Raw genomic sequence first — 17,512 nt, 5'->3', positions numbered from 1 at the left:
GTCAGGCTCCGCAGGCGGCGGCGAGCAGCGCGTCGTAGCGGCGCTGCGCGCGCAGGATCGCATCGCAGACCTCGCGCACGGCGCCGTGGCCGCCGCGGGCCTCGGCGACCCAGTGCGCGCGGGCGATCACCTCGGGGTGCGCGTTCGCGGGGGCCGTCGCGAAGCCGCAGCGCAGCATCACCGGCAGGTCGGGCCAGTCGTCGCCCATGTAGCCGCAGGCGTCGGCCGTCAGGCCGAGCGACGCGATCAGGTCGGCGAACACGGTGAGCTTGTTCTCGACGCCCTGGAACAAGTGCGCGATCTTCATTTCCTTCGCGCGCGCCGCGACGATGTCCGAGCGGCGGCCCGTGATGATCGCGGTCGCGATGCCGGCTTCGCCGAGCAGCTTCACGCCATGGCCGTCGAGCGAATTGAACGACTTCATCGCGTCGCCGGCCGCGGTAAACAGCAGGCCGCCGTCGGTCAGCACGCCGTCGACGTCGAAAATCATCAGCTTCACGCGGCTCGCGCGTTCGGCCGCAGTCAGCGCTGCGCTCATCAGATCACCTTCTTCGAAAACAGGTCGTGCATGTTCAGCGCGCCGATCAGCGCGCCGTCGGCATCGACGACCAGCATCTGGTTGATCCGGTGGCGCTCCATCAGTTCCACGGCCTCGACGGCCAGGTGATCCGGCGCGATCGTGCGCGGGTCGCGCGTCATGACTTCGGTGATCGGCAGCGTGCGGAAATCGCCGTCGCGGGCGAGCACGCGGCGCAGGTCGCCGTCCGTGAAGATGCCGGCGACCTTGCCGTCGGCGTCGACCACGGCCGTCATGCCGAGGCGCTTCGCGGTGATCTGGAACAGCGCGTCCGACAGCGTCGCGTTCAGCCCGACGGACGGGACGTCGTCGCCCGAGCGCATCACGTCGCGCACGTAGGTGAGCAGGCGCCGGCCGAGCGCGCCGCCCGGATGCGAGCGCGCGAAATCTTCCGAGCCGAAGCCGCGCGCGTCGAGCACGGCGACGGCGAGCGCGTCGCCGAGCGCGAGCGCCGCGGTCGTGCTCGCGGTGGGCGCGAGGTTCAGCGGGCACGCTTCCTTCGACACCGCGGCGTTCAGGTTCACGTCGGCGAGCGTGCCGAGGCTCGACCCCGCGCGGCCCGTGATCGCGATCAGCTTCGCGCCGATCCGCTTCACGAGCGGCAGGATCGCGACGAGTTCTTCCGACTCGCCGGAATAGGAGATGCCGATGAAGACGTCGTCGGAGGTGACCATCCCGAGGTCGCCGTGGCTGGCCTCGGCGGGGTGGACGAAGAAGGCCGGCGTACCGGTGCTGGCCAGCGTGGCTGCGATCTTGCGGGCGATATGCCCCGATTTGCCGATCCCGGAGACCACGACGCGGCCGCGGCAGCCGAGCAGCAGCGCCACGGCCTGGACGAAGCCGCCGTCGAGCTGGTCGCGCAGCGCGCGCACGGCGTCCGCCTCGATGTCGAGCACGTCGCGGGCGAGCGCGAGCGCCCGATCATCATTGATTTTCGCTATCATGCGCGGAGTATAGCAAAGGCGTTTGTTCGCCGCGCCGCGCCTTCGGACTCGTCCGAGGTCGCCTGTCCACCGCCACCACCCGCGCCCGCATTGCCGTGGCCCCGACGAACGAGGACGCTTCGCCTGTGATTTCCCCGCTCGAAATGACCCTGCTGCTGCTGCTGGCCTCGGTGGTGGGCGTCGTCGTATTCCGCTCGTTGAACCTGCCGCCGATGCTCGGCTATCTGACCGTCGGCATCCTGGTCGGCCCGCACGCCTTCGGCGTCGCGGCGGATCTCGAACGGGCCGAGCACCTCGCGGAATTCGGCGTGGTGTTCCTGATGTTTTCGATCGGCCTCGAATTCTCGCTCGCGAAGCTGAGGGCGATGCAGCGGCTCGTGTTCGGACTCGGCCTCTTGCAGGTCGTCGCGACCCTCGTGCTCGCGCTCGTGCTCGGCGCGCTGTTCGAGCGCTGGGTGCACATCACGTGGCAGGGCAGTATCGCGCTCGGCGGCGCGCTCGCGATGTCGTCGACGGCGATCGTGTCGAAGATGCTCGCCGAGCGGCTCGAGATCGAGACCGAGCACGGCCGCAACATCTTCGGCGTGCTGCTGTTCCAGGATCTCGCGGTGGTGCCGCTGTTGATCGTGATCGCCGCGTTCGGCGCCGAGTCGTCGAAGGATCTCGCGCTCACGCTCGGCTTCGCGGCGGTCAAGATCGTGATCGCGCTCGCGCTGCTGCTCGTCATCGGCCAGCGCTTCATGACGCGCTGGCTCAACGTCGTCGCGCGGCGCCGCTCGCAGGAGCTGTTCGTGCTGAACCTGCTGCTCGTCACGCTCGGCGCCGCGTTCATCACCGACCGCTTCGGGCTGTCGCTCGCGCTCGGCGCGTTCATCGCCGGGATGCTCATTTCCGAGACGCCGTTCCGCCATCAGGTGGAGGAGGACATCAAGCCGTTCCGCGACGTGCTGCTCGGCCTGTTCTTCGTGACGACGGGGATGCTGCTCGACCCGCGCGTGATCTGGGAGCATCCGCTGATCGTGCTCGGCTTCTTCGTCGGGCAGATCCTGTTCAAGGCGACGATGATCGCCGGGCTCGCGCGGCTGTTCGGCGCGACGCCGGGCGTCGCGATGCGCACGGGCATCGGCCTCGCGCAGGCCGGCGAATTCGGCTTCGTGCTGCTGAACCTGATCCTCGACCGGCATCTCGTCGATTCGACGCTGCTGCAGGCGATCCTCGCGTCGATGCTGCTGTCGATGCTCGCCGCGCCGTTCCTGATCCAGAACGCCGACCGCATCGTGATGCGGCTGTCGTCGACCGAATGGATGCAGCAGTCGCTGCAGATGACGCGGATCGCGACGCAAAGCCTGAAGCAGCGCGGCCACGTGATCATCTGCGGCTACGGCCGCGCGGGCCAGAACCTCGCGCGCATGCTCGAACAGGAAGGCATTTCGTACGTCGCGCTCGACCTCGATCCCGATCGCGTGAGCGCGGCGGCGACCGCCGGCGAATCGGTGGTGTTCGGCGACGCGGCGCGCCGCGAGTCGCTGCTCGCGGCCGGTATCCACCGGGCGGCGGCCGTCGCGATCACCTACGCGAACACGCCGTCCGCGCTGCGCGTGCTGCACCACGTGCACGAGCTCGAACCGACGCTGCCCGCGATCGTGCGTACCGTGGACGATGCCGACCTGGAGAAACTGCTCGCGGCCGGCGCGACCGAGGTGATTCCGGAGATCGTCGAGGGCAGCCTGATGCTGGCGTCGCATACGCTGGTGCTGGTCGGCGTGCCGATGCGCAAGGTCGTGCGGCGCGTCGAGGAGATGCGCGACGAGCGTTACAGCCTGCTGCGCGGCTATTTCCGCGGCGCCGACGACGCGGACGACGACGATCACGAGCAGGTGCGGCTACAATCGGTGCCGGTCGATGCGCGCGCGGACGCGGTCGGGCGTTCGCTGGAAGAACTCGGGCTGTACGCGCTCGGGCTGGAAGTCACGGCGATCCGCCGGCACGGCATCCGCGGCGTCGAACCCGATCCGCAGACCAAGCTGCGCGCGAGCGACATCGTGGTGCTGCGCGGGCTGCCCGAGGCGCTCGCGCTCGCGGAGGAGCGGTTGTCGCGCCATCGGCGCGACCCGCCGGCCGCGGCCGCGTGAGCCGCGATTCACAACCTGACCCGTATTGATCAGAAACGGTGCCCGATCTTCGCGCACCGTTTTTTTCGGAGAGTTTCATGCCGCATTCGTCGTCGGGCGCACCGCTCGATCCGGTCGCCTTCATCCATAGCCAGATCCGCACGGTGCCGGACTGGCCGCAGCCGGGCGTGCAGTTCCGCGACATCACGACGCTGCTGCAGAGCCCGAAGGCGCTGCGCATCCTCGTCGACCTGTTCGTCGAACGCTATGTCGACGCGAAGCTCGACTACGTCGCGGGCCTCGACGCGCGCGGCTTCATCATCGCGCCGATCGTCGCGTACGAGCTGAGCGTCGGCTTCGTGCCGATCCGCAAGGTCGGCAAGCTGCCGTACAAGACCCGTTCGGAATCGTACGACCTCGAATACGGCAGCGCGACGGTCGAGATCCACGAAGATGCGTGCCGCCCCGGCGATCGCGTGATCATCATGGACGACCTGATCGCGACCGGCGGCACGATGATGGCGGGGCGCAACCTGCTGCAGCGGCTCGGCGCGGTGGTCGTCGAGGGTGCGGCGATCATCGACCTGCCCGATCTCGGCGGCTCGGCGCTGCTGCGCAACGCCGGACTGCCGGTCTACACCGTTACCGAATTCTCCGGCCACTGAACGCCGGTCCCCCGGGGCGGGCCGCCCCGGCTTGCGCTGATTCACGCCTGGTTCACATTCCGCAGCGAGGTCACGATGCCCAACTTCATGCTGTTTCTCGCCACGTCGATCGCGATCACGTTCGCGCCGGGTCCCGACAACCTGCAGGTGCTCGCCCGCGGCATCTCGCAGGGTCGCGCGGCCGGCTTCGTCGCCGCGCTCGGCTTCACGGCGGGGATCCTGTTCCACACGACGCTCGCGGCGCTCGGCGTCGCGGCCGTGCTGCGTTCGTCGCCGGTCGCGTTCCAGATCCTGAAGCTCGCGGGCGCCGCGTACCTCGTGTGGATCGGCATCAAGGCGCTGCGCAGCCAGGGCCTCGCGAACGCGCATGCGCGGCCGCCGCAGCCGCTCGGCACGATCTTCCGGCAGAGCGTGATCGGCAACCTGATGAACCCGAAGGTCACGCTGTTCTTCGTCGTGTTCCTGCCGCAGTTCGTCGATCCGCACGGCGCGCAGAGCGTGACGCTGCAGATGTTCGAACTCGGCGCGCTGTTCATGCTGCAGACGGCCGCGGTCTTCTCGCTGTTCGGCGTCGGCGCGGGCATGATCGGCACGTGGCTGAAGCGCCGCCCGAAGGCCGGCGTGTGGCTCGACCGGATCGCCGGCGCGACGTTCATCGCGATCGGCATTCGCGTCGCGCTGAAGGATTGATGACGATGACGTTTCCGTGCATCGCGGCCGCGCGCCGCTTCGATCCGGCCGCGCACCTGCGTTTCGAGATCGCCGGCCAGGCGGTCGGCTGGGTGCGCCGCCAGGACGTCGCGAAGCTCGCGCGCTGGCCCGACGTGTTCGAGCTGACCGGCGAGCGCGTCGTGCTGTCGGCGCGCTACGATTCGGTCGACGCGCGCAGCATGGCGCTGGCCAGCGCGATCGGCGCGCTCGCCGCCGAAGGCGCGATTCCCGGCTGGCGCGACGAGATCTACGCGATCCGCAACCGCTTCGACGATCCGCCGCTCGCGTACATCGAGCGCGCCGCGTCGCGCTTCTTCGGCACGCAGACCTATGCGGTGCACGTGAACGGCATCGTAGAATATGCGGTTACGCCGGGCGAGCCGCCCGCCGCGGCTGCGCCGAAGATGTGGCTCGGCCGCCGCAGCGCGACCAAGGCCACCGACCCCGGCATGCTCGACAACGTCGTCGCGGGCGGGATCGGCTGGGGGCTGGGCGTTCACGAGACGCTCGCGAAGGAATGCTGGGAAGAAGCCGGCATTCCGGCCGACCTGGCGGCGCGCGCGATCGCGGGCCGCACGGTGCAGGTGCTGAATTCGCTGCCGGAAGGCACGCAATCCGAACTGATCTTCGTGTACGACCTGCCGCTGCCGCACGACTTCGCGCCACGCAACCAGGACGGCGAAGTGGCCGAGCACCTGCTGGCCAGCGTGCCCGAGGTGATCGGCTGGTTGCGCGAAGGCCGCGCGACGATGGATGCGAGCCTCGCGACGCTCGATACGCTGCTGCGCCACCGCTGGATTGCGGCGGCCGACGCGGCCGGCATCGACGCGCTGTTCGTACCGGCGGCGTGACGCGCGCCGAGCGCGCAGCCGCGCGGCGCGAACGGGCAATTTGACGAATACGGAAACAATGGGAGTAGCGGTCATGCCGACCGATCACAGCTTTATCTTGAAACTGTCGTGCCCCGACCGGCACGGCATCGTCCATGCGGTCTCGGGCTTCCTGTTCGAGCGCAGCAACAACATCCTCGATTCCGCGCAGTTCGGCGACAGCCGCACCAGCGAGTTCTTCATGCGCGTGCACTTCGAGCAGGACGGCGGCGGCGTGGATGCCGCGTCGGCGCTCGACACGCTTCGCAAGGAATTCGCGCCGCTCGCCGAACAGTTCTCGATGCGCTGGGAGCTGCACGATGCGGCCGTGAAGCCGCGCGTCGTGATCATGGTGTCGAAGATCGGCCACTGCCTGAACGACCTGCTGTTCCGCTATCGCACGGGCCAGCTGCCGATCGAGATTCCGGCGATCGTGTCGAACCACAAGGAGTTCTACCAGCTCGCGGCGAGCTACAACATTCCGTTCCATCACTTCCCGCTGATCGGCGGTTCGTCCGATGCCGCGAAGGCCGCGCAGGAAGCGCGCGTGCTGGAAGTGATCGACGAGCACCAGGCCGATCTCGTCGTGCTCGCGCGCTACATGCAGATCCTGTCGCCGAATATGTGCGAGCAGCTCGCCGGGCGCGCGATCAACATCCACCATTCGTTCCTGCCGAGCTTCAAGGGCGCGAAGCCGTACTACCAGGCGTTCGACCGCGGCGTGAAGCTGATCGGCGCGACCGCGCACTACGTGACGACCGATCTCGACGAAGGCCCGATCATCGAGCAGGAAGTCGAACGTGTCGATCACAGCATGACGCCCGACCAGCTGACCGCGATCGGCCGCGACGTCGAGTGCGTGACGCTCGCGCGGGCGGTGAAGTGGCACGTCGAGCACCGGATCGTGCTGAACGGGACGAAGACGGTCGTGTTCCGCTGATCCGTTGGCCGCGAACGGCCGGCTCCACAAGCAAAAACGCCGCGCCCTTCACGGGGCGCGGCGTTTTTGCTTTCCGCTGGCTGGCGGGCGGTTTCAGATCAGCCGCAGCAGGTACAGCTCGCGTTTCAGGTACGCATAGAAGATCGGCGCGGCGATCACGCCCGGCAGCCCGAACGCGGCTTCCATGATCAGCATCGCGAGCAGCAGCTCCCACGCGCGCGACTCGATCTGGCCGCCGATGATCTTCGCGTTCAGGAAGTATTCGAGCTTGTGGATGACCACGAGGAACGCGAGCGACGCGATCGCGGTGCCCATGCTGACCGACAGCGACACCGCGACGATCAGCGTGTTCGAGATCAGGTTGCCGATCACCGGCAGCAGGCCGACGATGAACGTGACGAGCACGAGCGTTTTCGACAGCGGCAGCCGCTGGTGGAAGATCGGCAGCGCGACGAGCAGATAGATGCCGGTGAATGCCGCGTTGATCGCCGAGATCTTGATCTGCGCGAACACGATGCGGCGGAACGCGTCGGAGAAGCGCGACACGCGCATGACGAGCGCGGTCGACAGCGGCCGGCGCACCTTGCCCTGCTCGACGCCGATCGCGATCATCGCGCCGATGATCATCCCGAACAGCACGTGGCCGAAGCCGCGCGCGACGCTCTTGCCGCTTTGCTGGAGCTGGTCCATGTGCGAGTGCATCAGCACGGCCGCCTTCGTCTTCATCTGTTCGACGTCGACGGGCAGCAGATTGGCGATCCACGCCGGCGTGCGTGCGCGGGTCTGCTCGACGATCTGCATCAGCTGGTCGAGCAGGCTCTGCAGGTTCGGCACCGTGTGCTCGAAATGCTCGATGATGCCGATCGTCAGGCCGGTGAGCGCGCCGACGATCGCGATCGACAACAGCACGACGGCGACCCAGCGCGCGCGCATGCTGGTGGTGTGGCGTTCGATCACGGGTGCGATCGTGTGGATCAGCTGGTAGACGAGCAGGCCGGCGAGCATCCCGCCGAGCAGCCGGAGCTCGAGGACGAGCCACATCATGACGAGCGCGAAGAGATAGCTGCCGATCTCGAGCGCCGACAGCTTCGGCAGGCTCAAGTCGCTCGTCAGCCGCACGCTGCGCAGGTGCGGCTCGCGGTTCTGCGTGTCGCGCGACTCTTGTTGCTTCTCCATCGTGGATTCCTGTCGTCCGTGTATCGTGCCGCGCAGCGCGCGGCAGCGTGCGGGCCGCCCGGCGCCGCACCGGATTGGTGCGGATGGCGAACCTTACGACCGTAAAGTATAGCTGCCATTATGGTCCGCAAACGGGCCGTTTGGCGCGTGGTGTAAACGCAGAAGGGAAAACGAGGAGGCGCGCGGCCGGACGGCCGCGCGCGGGCCGGGTGGAGCGGCGTCAGCCGGCCGCGACTTTGCGGGTCGGACGCTTGAGCAGCGGTGCGAGGTACTTGCCGGTGAAGCTCGCCTTCGTCTTCGCGACCTGCTCGGGCGTGCCCTGCGCGATGATCTGACCGCCGCCGGCGCCGCCCTCGGGGCCGAGGTCGATCACCCAGTCGGCCGTCTTGATCACGTCGAGGTTGTGCTCGATGATCACGACCGTGTTGCCCTGGTCGCGCAGCCGGTGGATCACTTCCAGCAGCAGCGCGATGTCGTGGAAGTGCAGGCCGGTGGTCGGCTCGTCGAGGATGTACAGCGTGCGGCCGGTGTCGCGCTTGGACAGCTCCAGCGACAGCTTCACGCGCTGCGCCTCGCCGCCCGACAGCGTCGTGGCCGACTGGCCGAGGCGGATGTAGCCGAGGCCGACGTCGAGCAGCGTCTTCAGCTTGCGTGCGATGACCGGCACCGCGCTGAAGAACTCGTACGCGTGCTCGACCGTCATGTCGAGCACTTCGCTGATGTTCTTGCCCTTGTACTGCACTTCGAGCGTTTCGCGGTTGTAGCGCTTGCCGTGGCACACGTCGCACGGCACGTAGACGTCCGGCAAAAAGTGCATCTCGACCTTCAGCACGCCGTCGCCCTGGCACGATTCGCAGCGGCCGCCCTTCACGTTGAACGAGAAGCGGCCCGGATCGTAGCCGCGCTCCTTCGACGTCGGGACGCCCGAGAACAGCTCGCGGATCGGCGTGAACAGGCCCGTGTACGTGGCCGGGTTCGAGCGCGGCGTGCGGCCGATCGGCGACTGGTCGACGTTGATCACCTTGTCGAAGTGCTCGAGGCCCTCGATCGCCTCGTGCGGCGCCGGCTCGGCCGCCGAGCCGTACAGGTGGCGCGCGACCGCGTGATACAGCGTGTCGTTGATCAGCGTCGACTTGCCGGAGCCCGACACGCCGGTGATGCAGGTCAGGAGGCCGACCGGCAGTTCCAGATCGACGTGCTTCAGGTTGTTGCCGTGCGCGTCGACGATGCGCAGCATCCGCTCCGGATCGGGCGCGAGCCGCTCGTCCGGGTACTCGATCACGCGCTTGCCGAGCAGGTACTGGCCGGTCAGCGACTGCGGATTCGACTGCACCTGCTTCGGCGTGCCTTCGGCGACCACGACGCCGCCGTGCTCGCCCGCGCCGGGGCCCATGTCGACCACGTAGTCGGCCGTGCGGATCATGTCCTCGTCGTGCTCGACGACGATCACCGAGTTGCCGAGGTCGCGCAGGTGCTTGAGCGTCGCGATCAGGCGGTCGTTGTCGCGCTGGTGCAGGCCGATCGACGGCTCGTCGAGCACGTACATCACGCCCGTGAGCCCCGAGCCGATCTGCGACGCGAGCCGGATGCGCTGCGCCTCGCCGCCCGACAAGGTCTCGGCGCTGCGCTCGAGCGACAGGTAGTCGAGGCCGACGTTGTTCAGGAACGTCAGGCGCGCGACGATTTCCTTGATCACCTTGTCGGCGATCTCGCGCTTCGCGCCGTCGAGCGTCAGCCCGTCGAAGTAGCCGAGCGCGTCGCGCAGCGGCCAGCCGCTGATTTCATAGATGCCGCGCGCGTAGTCGCCGGTGCCGATCCGCACGTGGCGCGCCTCGCGGCGCAGGCGCGTGCCGTCGCACGACGGGCACGGCTGGTTGTTCTGGTACTTCGACAGCTCTTCGCGCACCGCGACCGAATCGGTCTCGCGGTAGCGGCGCTCGAGGTTCGGGATGATCCCTTCGAACACGTGCTCGCGGATCGTCGTGCGGCCGCGCTCGTTGATGTACGAGAACGGAATCGTCTGCTTGCCCGAGCCGAACAGCAGCACCTTGCGGATCTTTTCGGGGAGATCCTCGAATGCGGCGTCGATGTCGAACTCGTAGAACGCCGCGAGGCTCTGCAGCATCTGGAAGTAGAACTGGTTGCGGCGGTCCCAGCCCTTCACCGCGCCCGCGGCCAGCGACAGCGACGGGTGCGCGACGACCCGCTTCGGGTCGAAGAACGTGATCTGGCCGAGGCCGTCGCATTCCGGGCACGCGCCCATCGGGTTGTTGAACGAGAACAGGCGCGGCTCGAGCTCCTGCAGCGAGTACGAGCAGATCGGGCACGCGAACTTCGAGCTGAACAGGTGCTCGTGATCGGTATCCATCTCGAGCGCGATCGCGCGGCCGTCGGCCAGGCGCAGCGCGGTTTCGAACGATTCGGCGAGCCGCTGCTTCATGTCCGGGCGCACTTTCAGGCGATCGACGACGACGTCGATCGTGTGCTTGTCGTTCTTCTTCAGCTTCGGCAGCGACTCGACCTCGTAGATCTTCGCGACGCCTTCGTTCGCGGCGCCGCCGCCCGAGCGCACGCGAAAGCGCACGAAGCCCTGCGCCTGCATGTCCTCGAACAGCTCGGCGTGCTCGCCCTTGCGGTTCGCGACGACGGGCGCGAGGATCATCAGCTTGGTTTCCTCGGGCAGCGCGAGCGCCGCGTCGACCATCTGCGACACGCTCTGCGCCTCGAGCGGGATGTCGTGGTCGGGGCAGTACGGCGTGCCGACACGTGCGTACAAAAGTCGCAGGTAGTCGTGGATTTCCGTGACCGTGCCGACGGTCGAACGCGGGTTGTGGGACGTGGCCTTCTGCTCGATCGAGATCGCCGGCGACAGCCCCTCGATCAGGTCGACATCGGGCTTCTCCATCAGCTGCAGGAACTGGCGGGCGTACGCGGACAGGCTTTCCACGTAGCGGCGCTGGCCTTCGGCATAAAGGGTGTCGAACGCGAGCGACGACTTGCCCGACCCGGACAACCCGGTAATCACGACCAGCTTGTGGCGCGGCAGGTCGAGATTGACGTTTTTCAGGTTGTGGGTGCGTGCCCCACGGATACGGATCTGTTCCATGAACCTGGCGAAAATGGAGGGAACCAAACCTGCTACTATAACGGCTTTTCGAGACCGTCGTTTACGGCCCCCAGCCTTTACAGCAGGTGGCAGCAAGGCGACACCTGCGCCGGGGAATGCGGTCGCGCCGCACGGTTCCGGGCGGCCCGCAGGCCGTCTGCATCCGGCCCCGACGCGTCGCCCGAAAGGCCGCCAGGCCGCCGGTCCTGATCTTCCGCCGCCCGCCGCCGGGCGGACATTCCGATCATTCGAAATTCATTCCCGATGTCCAATCCGTCTGCCACGTCTTCCCGCATGACTGCGCCCGAACTGCGCGCGACCACGTCGCTCGCGGCGATCTTCGCGTTGCGCATGCTCGGCCTGTTCATGATCATGCCGGTGTTCTCCGTCTACGCGAAAACCATCCCGGGCGGCGACAACGTGCTGCTCGTCGGGATCGCGCTCGGGGCCTACGGCGTCACGCAGTCGCTGTTCTATATCTTCTACGGGTGGGCGTCCGACAAGTTCGGCCGCAAGCCGGTGATCGCCACCGGCCTCGTGATCTTCGCGCTCGGCAGCTTCGTCGCCGCGTTCGCGCACGACATCACGTGGATCATCGTCGGCCGCGTGATCCAGGGGATGGGCGCCGTGTCGTCGGCGGTGCTCGCGTTCATCGCCGACCTGACTTCCGAGCAGAACCGCACGAAGGCGATGGCGATGGTCGGCGGGTCGATCGGCGTGTCGTTCGCGGTCGCGATCGTCGGCGCGCCGATCGTGTTCCACTGGGTCGGGATGAGCGGGCTGTTCGCGATCGTCGGCGTGCTGTCGATCCTCGCGATCGGCGTCGTGCTGTGGATCGTGCCCGATGCGGCGAAGCCCGTGCACGTGCCCGCGCCGTTCGCCGAGGTGCTGCACAACGTCGAGCTGCTGCGCCTGAACTTCGGCGTGCTGGTGCTGCATGCGACGCAGACGGCGCTGTTCCTCGTCGTGCCGCGCCTCTTGGTCGACGGCGGGCTGCCGGTCGCCGCGCACTGGAAGGTCTACCTGCCGGTGATGGGGCTCGCGTTCGTGATGATGGTGCCGGCGATCATCGTCGCGGAAAAACGGGGCAAGATGAAGCCGGTGCTGCTCGGCGGCATTCTGGCTATCCTGATCGGTCAATTGCTGCTGGGCAGCGCGCCGCATACCATCCTGATTGTGGCGGCGATTCTCTTCGTCTACTTCCTCGGGTTCAACATCCTGGAAGCGTCGCAGCCGTCGCTCGTGTCGAAGCTCGCGCCGGGTTCGCGCAAGGGCGCGGCCACGGGCGTCTACAACACCACGCAGTCGATCGGGCTCGCGCTCGGCGGCATCGTGGGCGGCTGGCTGCTGAAGCATGGGGGCGCGAACACGGTGTTCTACACGTGTTCGGGGCTCGTGGCCGCGTGGCTTATAATCGCGGCCAATATGAAGGCGCCGCCGCGCAAGGCCTGAACCTCACTCGGGCAGGCATCGGCAGCGCGCCGGCGTGCCCGGCGGGCCGTTCCGGCGACACACGCGGGCGGCCCGGCATCGAATTTACTGGAGAAACACATGGCATCCGTCAACAAGGTCATCCTCGTCGGCAATCTCGGCGCCGATCCTGAAGTCCGTTACCTGCCGAGCGGCGACGCGGTTGCGAACATCCGTCTCGCGACGACCGATCGCTACAAGGACAAGGCGAGCGGCGATTTCAAGGAAATGACCGAGTGGCATCGCGTCGCGTTCTTCGGCCGTCTGGCGGAAATCGTCAGCGAATACCTGAAGAAGGGTTCGTCGGTCTATATCGAAGGCCGCATCCGCACGCGCAAGTGGCAGGGCCAGGACGGCCAGGACCGTTACTCGACCGAAATCGTCGCCGAACAGATGCAGATGCTCGGCGGCCGCGGCGGTTCGGGCGGCGGCGGTGGCGGCGGTGACGAAGGCGGTTATGGCGGCGGCTACGGTGGTGGTGGCGGCGGTCGCGGCGAGCAGGCGGAGCGTGGCGGCGGCGGTCGTGCCGGCGGCGGCGGCGCGGCGCGTGGCGGTGCGGGTGGTGGCGGCCAGAGCCGTCCGAGCGCACCGGCAGGCGGCGGCTTCGACGAGATGGACGACGATATCCCGTTCTGATCGCCAGTCGCACCCTCGCATCACGATGGGCCCGAATATCCGAGTCAAGCCAGTCGCTTGGCCCGGGTTTTCGGGCCTTGTTTCGTTTACGTCGTTCCCGCCGGTCGCACGCCGGATGAACCGTGGCTGACGCACTCCCCGACCTCATCGCGCCCGATCTCGACGTCCTGTTCTGCGGGATCAATCCCGGCCTGCTCGCGGCCGCGACCGGCCATCACTTCGCGGGGAGAAACAACCGCTTCTGGCGCGTGCTCCATCTCGCGGGCTTCACGCCGACGGAAATTTCGCCGCTGGACGATCGCGAGATCCTCCGTTACGGCTGCGGGCTGACGGCCGTGGTGCCGCGGCCGACCGCGCGTGCCGATCAGCTTTCGCGCGCGGAATTCGCGGTCGCCGGCGCCGCGTTCCAGCAGAAAGTCGCGCAGCATGCGCCGCGCTTCGTCGCGTTTCTCGGCAAGGCGGCCTATTCGGCGCTGTCGGGGCAGCGCGAAGTCGCGTGGGGATTGCAGTCGGCCCGCATCGAGCATGCGCGGGTGTGGGTGCTGCCGAATCCCAGCGGGAGAAACCGCGCATTCGGGCTCGACGATCTGATCGATGCGTATCGCGAGCTTCATTCCGCGGCGATCACGGAGGGACACGATGCGACGCAGTAAGACGGCGGCTCCGTGGCCGGGCGCCATCGTGCCACGCGCATTCTTCAACCGCATGGCCACCGAGGTCGCGCCGCAACTGCTCAACAAGATCCTCGCGGCCGCGGACGGCCGGGCCGGCCGCATCGTCGAAGTGGAAGCGTATGCGGGCGCACTCGATCCGGCGGCGCACACCTATCGCGGCAAGACCCCGCGCAACGCGACGATGTTCGGGCCGCCCGGGCACTTCTACGTTTATTTCACGTACGGCATGCACTGGTGCTGCAACTGCGTGTGCGGCCCGGACGGCGCGGGAACGGGCGTGCTGATCCGGGCGCTGGAGCCGCTGCACGGACTCGAACAGATGCGTGCGGCGCGGCCGCCGCGCACGCGCGATCGCGACTTGTGCCGCGGGCCGGCCCGGCTGACGCAGGCGATGGGGATCGGCGGCGCGCAGGATGGCGTCGACCTGGCCGGCGCGCATCAAGGGTTCGCGATCGTCGACGACGGGCTGGCGCCGCCCGCCGGTCTGGCGGGCGGGCCGCGCATCGGCATTCGCGTCGGCCAGGATCTCCCGTGGCGGTGGAGCGTGCCCGGCAACCGCTACGTATCGGGCGCGGTGCCGCGCGTGTGACGCGTGGCGCGCACTGTCGCGTCCAATTCGACCTGCGTCACGCGGTCGCCATGATTGACCCGCTAAGCTGGCCGTTTCGACGTTTCGAGCGAGGGGACACCATGCGGCGGGTCGTGTTCAACCAGAAGGGCGGCGTGGGCAAGTCGACGATCGTCTGCAACCTGGCGGCGATCAGCGCGAGCGAAGGATTGCGCACGCTCGTCATCGATCTCGATGCGCAGGCGAACTCGACGCGCTACCTGCTCGGCGACGCGGCGGCCGACGCGCAACCGGGCGTGGCCGGTTTCTTCGAAACCGCGCTGACCTTCAACTTCCGGCCGGTCGACGTCGCGTCGTTCATCCACGCGACCCCGTTCGACGGACTCGACGTGATGCCCGCGCATCCGGATCTCGACACGCTGCACGGCAAGCTCGAATCACGCTACAAGATCTACAAGCTGCGCGACGCGCTCAACGAGCTCGACACTTACGATGCGGTGTACATCGACACGCCGCCCGCGCTGAATTTCTATACGCGCTCGGCGCTGATCGCGGTCGAGCGCTGTCTGATCCCGTTCGACTGCGACGATTTCTCGCGCCGCGCGCTGTACACGCTGCTCGAGAACGTGAAGGAAATCCAGCAGGACCACAACGCGGCGCTCGAAGTCGAAGGGATCGTCATCAACCAGTTCCAGCCGCGCGCGAGCCTGCCGCAACGGCTGGTCGACGAACTCGTCGACGAAGGGCTGCCGGTGCTCGCGTCGCGGTTGTCCGCGTCGGTGAAGATCCGCGAATCGCATCAGCAGTCGACGCCGGTGATCCATCTCGAACCGACCCACAAGCTCGCGCAGGAATTCCGCGCGCTGCATCGCGAACTGGCCGGCTGACCCCGCGCTTCACCGCATCGACCAAGGCCGCTTCGAGCGGCCTCGTTTTTATCGCGATCGTAATTCATCCGATCATTGAATTCGTCATTAATAATCCAGAAAACGATTTCATAATAAATCCCGAAAAAACGATTACATCGGCGACCACTCCATTTTTAATGAGGGCCGGTTTTCTAATAAACGGAATAATGGATTGGTAAATATTGCGCGACGTCACGATGCGCTATGCTGTAAAAAGGTAAAAAGGCATTGCGGGTCGGAGCGTGCGGGCATCCTGCCCGCGATGTCGGCACGCGGACTGCAGCGGCCGCTCTAAAGGGTAATAAGGGTTTATACCTATCATTAATGCCATTTAATTGACAATTAATCGCTCTAGAATGACTTCCTTCAACCGCTCGTGCTCAAACAGGTACGGGTCGTCAATAAGGAAGCGCTGTCGATCAAGCTTCCATTTTTCTTTACGTCGTCTCTCGCATTGCTAACAGGAGCGTGCCCGATGTCCGTATTTGCCCCCGAAAAACTCGCCGCCGATTATCAATCCGGTATCGCCGCCTGGTTCGCGATCGCCCGTCCGGCGATCCACGGTTTCGAGGCCGTCGTCGAACTCAACCTGCAAGCGGCCCGCACGGCGCTCGAGGAATACGAGGACAAGCTGAAGAACGCGTTCAACGGCAACAACCCGGCCGCGGGCTTCGCGCAGCAGGTCGCCGCGCCGCAGGAAGCGGCCGGCAAGGTCGTGTCGTATGGCCGCCATCTGTTCGACATCGCGGTGTCGACGCAATCCGAATGGGCGAAGGTCGCGCAGGCCCAGTACGAACAGAACGACAAGCGCCTGAAGGACGTGCTCGGCGAACTGTCGAAGCACGCACCGGCCGGCTCGGCGCCGGTGGTGGCCGCGCTGAATTCGGCGTTGTCCGCGGCGACCGCCGCGGCCGACTCCGTGCGTGCAGCGACGGGGCAGGCGATCGAAGCGGCGCAGAGCGGTTTCGATGCAGTCAGCGAAACGGCCACCCGCGGCGCCAAGCAGACGGCTGCGGCCGCCCGCAAGGACGCCGCGGCTGCGCGCGAATCGGCTGCGTGATCTGAACGCGTGCTGAATGCGTGTCGCGCGCAGGCGCGACACGCTTGATCGGCGCCGGACGGCGCCGGCGCCGCGTGTGCCACGCGGGGCCGGCGAGCGTCCGATGCGCCGCGAGACGCCCGTGCACGGTTGCCCGTGCGGCGGTGTGCCGTGCCGCCGGTGCGAACAGGCGCCGCACGCGAAGATGGCGCGACCGCGACCGCGATCGCACCGGTTGGCCCGACGCGCGCCGTCGCCCCGTGCCGGCGTCACAACGACGAACTGATTTCGATGCAGGAATTGAACATGACGGATGTAGTGATCGTATCGGCCGCGCGGACCGCGGTCGGCAAATTCGGCGGCTCGCTGGCGAAGGTTGCGGCGCCCGAACTGGGCGCGACGGTGATCCGCGCAGTGCTGGAGCGTGCGGGCGTGAAGCCCGAGCAGGTCAGCGAAGTGATCATGGGCCAGGTGCTGACGGCCGGCTCCGGGCAGAACCCGGCGCGGCAGTCGCTGATCAAGGCGGGGCTGCCGAACGCCGTGCCGGGGATGACGATCAACAAGGTGTGCGGCTCGGGCCTGAAGGCCGTGATGCTGGCGGCGAACGCGATCGTCGCGGGCGACGCGGAGATCGTGATCGCGGGTGGCCAGGAGAACATGAGCGCGTCGCCGCACGTGCTGCCGGGCTCGCGCGACGGGTTCCGGATGGGCGACGCGAAGCTGGTCGACACGATGATCGTCGACGGGCTGTGGGACGTGTACAACCAGTACCACATGGGGATCACGGCGGAGAACGTCGCGAAGGAATACGGGATCACGCGCGAAGAGCAGGACGCGTTCGCGGCGCTGTCGCAGAACAAGGCGGAAGCCGCGCAGAAGGCCGGGCGTTTCAACGACGAGATCGTGCCGGTGTCGATTCCGCAACGCAAGGGCGAGCCGGTGCAGTTCGCGACGGACGAGTTCGTGCGTCACGGCGTGACGGCGGAGTCGCTGGCGGGGCTGAAGCCGGCGTTCGCGAAGGACGGCTCGGTGACGGCGGCGAACGCGTCGGGGCTGAACGATGGGGCGGCCGCGGTGCTGGTGATGTCGGCGCAGAAGGCAGCCGCCTTGGGCCTGAC

16 protein-coding genes are annotated in these 17,512 nt (G+C 67.3%); 12 read left to right on the top strand and 4 right to left on the bottom strand.

Going from position 1 to position 17,512, the window contains the following annotated elements; translation table 11 throughout:
• Position 1: 1 nt before the first annotated feature.
• Complete coding sequence (locus tag MMB92_RS19050) at positions 2 to 538, bottom strand: HAD family hydrolase (protein ID WP_006483148.1); 537 nt, start codon at positions 536 to 538, stop codon at positions 2 to 4.
• The gene (gene kdsD, locus MMB92_RS19045; protein WP_006483136.1) at positions 538 to 1,521 is read right to left on the bottom strand and encodes an arabinose 5-phosphate isomerase KdsD; all 984 of its coding nucleotides are present in this window, start codon (positions 1,519 to 1,521) and stop codon (positions 538 to 540) included. The genes MMB92_RS19050 and kdsD overlap by 1 nt, the downstream gene beginning before the upstream one ends.
• Before the next feature lie 125 nt (positions 1,522 to 1,646).
• Here kdsD and MMB92_RS19040 point away from each other — a divergent pair, with 125 nt between their 5' ends.
• The 5 genes from MMB92_RS19040 (at position 1,647) to purU (ending at position 6,817) form a co-directional block, all read left to right on the top strand.
• Positions 1,647 to 3,653, top strand: a complete 2,007-nt coding sequence (locus MMB92_RS19040) for a monovalent cation:proton antiporter family protein (RefSeq protein ID WP_006491635.1) — start codon at positions 1,647 to 1,649, stop codon at positions 3,651 to 3,653.
• A gap of 77 nt (positions 3,654 to 3,730) precedes the next feature.
• Entirely contained in the window at positions 3,731 to 4,297 is a 567-nt protein-coding gene (locus MMB92_RS19035; protein ID WP_034178636.1) for an adenine phosphoribosyltransferase, read from the top strand.
• 75 nt (positions 4,298 to 4,372) lie between these two features.
• Entirely contained in the window at positions 4,373 to 4,987 is a 615-nt protein-coding gene (locus tag MMB92_RS19030) for a LysE family translocator (RefSeq protein ID WP_006483140.1), read from the top strand.
• Positions 4,988 to 4,992: 5 nt separating this feature from the next.
• Entirely contained in the window at positions 4,993 to 5,859 is an 867-nt protein-coding gene (locus tag MMB92_RS19025; RefSeq protein WP_006483154.1) for an NUDIX hydrolase family protein, read from the top strand.
• Between the two features lie 73 nt (positions 5,860 to 5,932).
• Positions 5,933 to 6,817 carry a formyltetrahydrofolate deformylase gene (gene purU / locus MMB92_RS19020; protein WP_006483149.1) on the top strand — a complete coding sequence of 295 codons (885 nt, stop codon included), beginning with the start codon at positions 5,933 to 5,935 and terminating at the stop codon, positions 6,815 to 6,817.
• Between the two features lie 93 nt (positions 6,818 to 6,910).
• Here the strand turns inward: purU and MMB92_RS19015 are convergent, their stop codons facing one another.
• Together MMB92_RS19015 and uvrA are read right to left on the bottom strand one after the other, a co-directional pair.
• On the bottom strand, positions 6,911 to 7,993 hold the full coding sequence (locus MMB92_RS19015) for a hypothetical protein (RefSeq protein WP_006483146.1): 1,083 nt from the start codon (positions 7,991 to 7,993) through the stop codon (positions 6,911 to 6,913).
• 220 nt (positions 7,994 to 8,213) lie between these two features.
• Complete coding sequence (uvrA, locus tag MMB92_RS19010) at positions 8,214 to 11,099, bottom strand: excinuclease ABC subunit UvrA (RefSeq protein WP_006483142.1); 2,886 nt, start codon at positions 11,097 to 11,099, stop codon at positions 8,214 to 8,216.
• 264 nt (positions 11,100 to 11,363) lie between these two features.
• On the opposite strand from uvrA, the gene MMB92_RS19005 reads away from it, so the two are divergent.
• The 7 genes from MMB92_RS19005 to MMB92_RS18975 form a co-directional block, all read left to right on the top strand.
• Positions 11,364 to 12,551: an MFS transporter gene (locus MMB92_RS19005; RefSeq protein ID WP_006483141.1), complete on the top strand. Its 1,188-nt coding sequence runs from the start codon at positions 11,364 to 11,366 to the stop codon at positions 12,549 to 12,551.
• A gap of 99 nt (positions 12,552 to 12,650) precedes the next feature.
• Positions 12,651 to 13,205 carry a single-stranded DNA-binding protein gene (locus MMB92_RS19000; protein ID WP_034201356.1) on the top strand — a complete coding sequence of 185 codons (555 nt, stop codon included), beginning with the start codon at positions 12,651 to 12,653 and terminating at the stop codon, positions 13,203 to 13,205.
• A gap of 122 nt (positions 13,206 to 13,327) precedes the next feature.
• Positions 13,328 to 13,858, top strand: coding sequence for a G/U mismatch-specific DNA glycosylase (mug, locus tag MMB92_RS18995; protein WP_060210961.1), 531 nt, complete (start codon positions 13,328 to 13,330; stop codon positions 13,856 to 13,858).
• On the top strand, positions 13,845 to 14,468 hold the full coding sequence (locus MMB92_RS18990) for a DNA-3-methyladenine glycosylase (RefSeq protein ID WP_058901815.1): 624 nt from the start codon (positions 13,845 to 13,847) through the stop codon (positions 14,466 to 14,468). Before mug ends, MMB92_RS18990 begins: the two co-directional genes overlap by 14 nt.
• Before the next feature lie 101 nt (positions 14,469 to 14,569).
• Positions 14,570 to 15,334: a ParA family protein gene (locus MMB92_RS18985; protein WP_034201359.1), complete on the top strand. Its 765-nt coding sequence runs from the start codon at positions 14,570 to 14,572 to the stop codon at positions 15,332 to 15,334.
• A 496-nt stretch (positions 15,335 to 15,830) separates the two neighbouring features.
• Positions 15,831 to 16,415, top strand: a complete 585-nt coding sequence (gene phaP, locus MMB92_RS18980) for a TIGR01841 family phasin (protein ID WP_006491043.1) — start codon at positions 15,831 to 15,833, stop codon at positions 16,413 to 16,415.
• A gap of 285 nt (positions 16,416 to 16,700) precedes the next feature.
• The coding region (locus MMB92_RS18975) for an acetyl-CoA C-acyltransferase (RefSeq protein ID WP_277562860.1) at positions 16,701 to 17,512 on the top strand (812 nt) is incomplete at its 3' end.

It is taken from the genome of Burkholderia sp. IO2 (assembly GCF_029522185.1).
In the GTDB taxonomy this organism is placed as follows: domain Bacteria; phylum Pseudomonadota; class Gammaproteobacteria; order Burkholderiales; family Burkholderiaceae; genus Burkholderia; species Burkholderia cenocepacia.
This window is presented reverse-complemented; position numbering and strand designations above follow the sequence as displayed.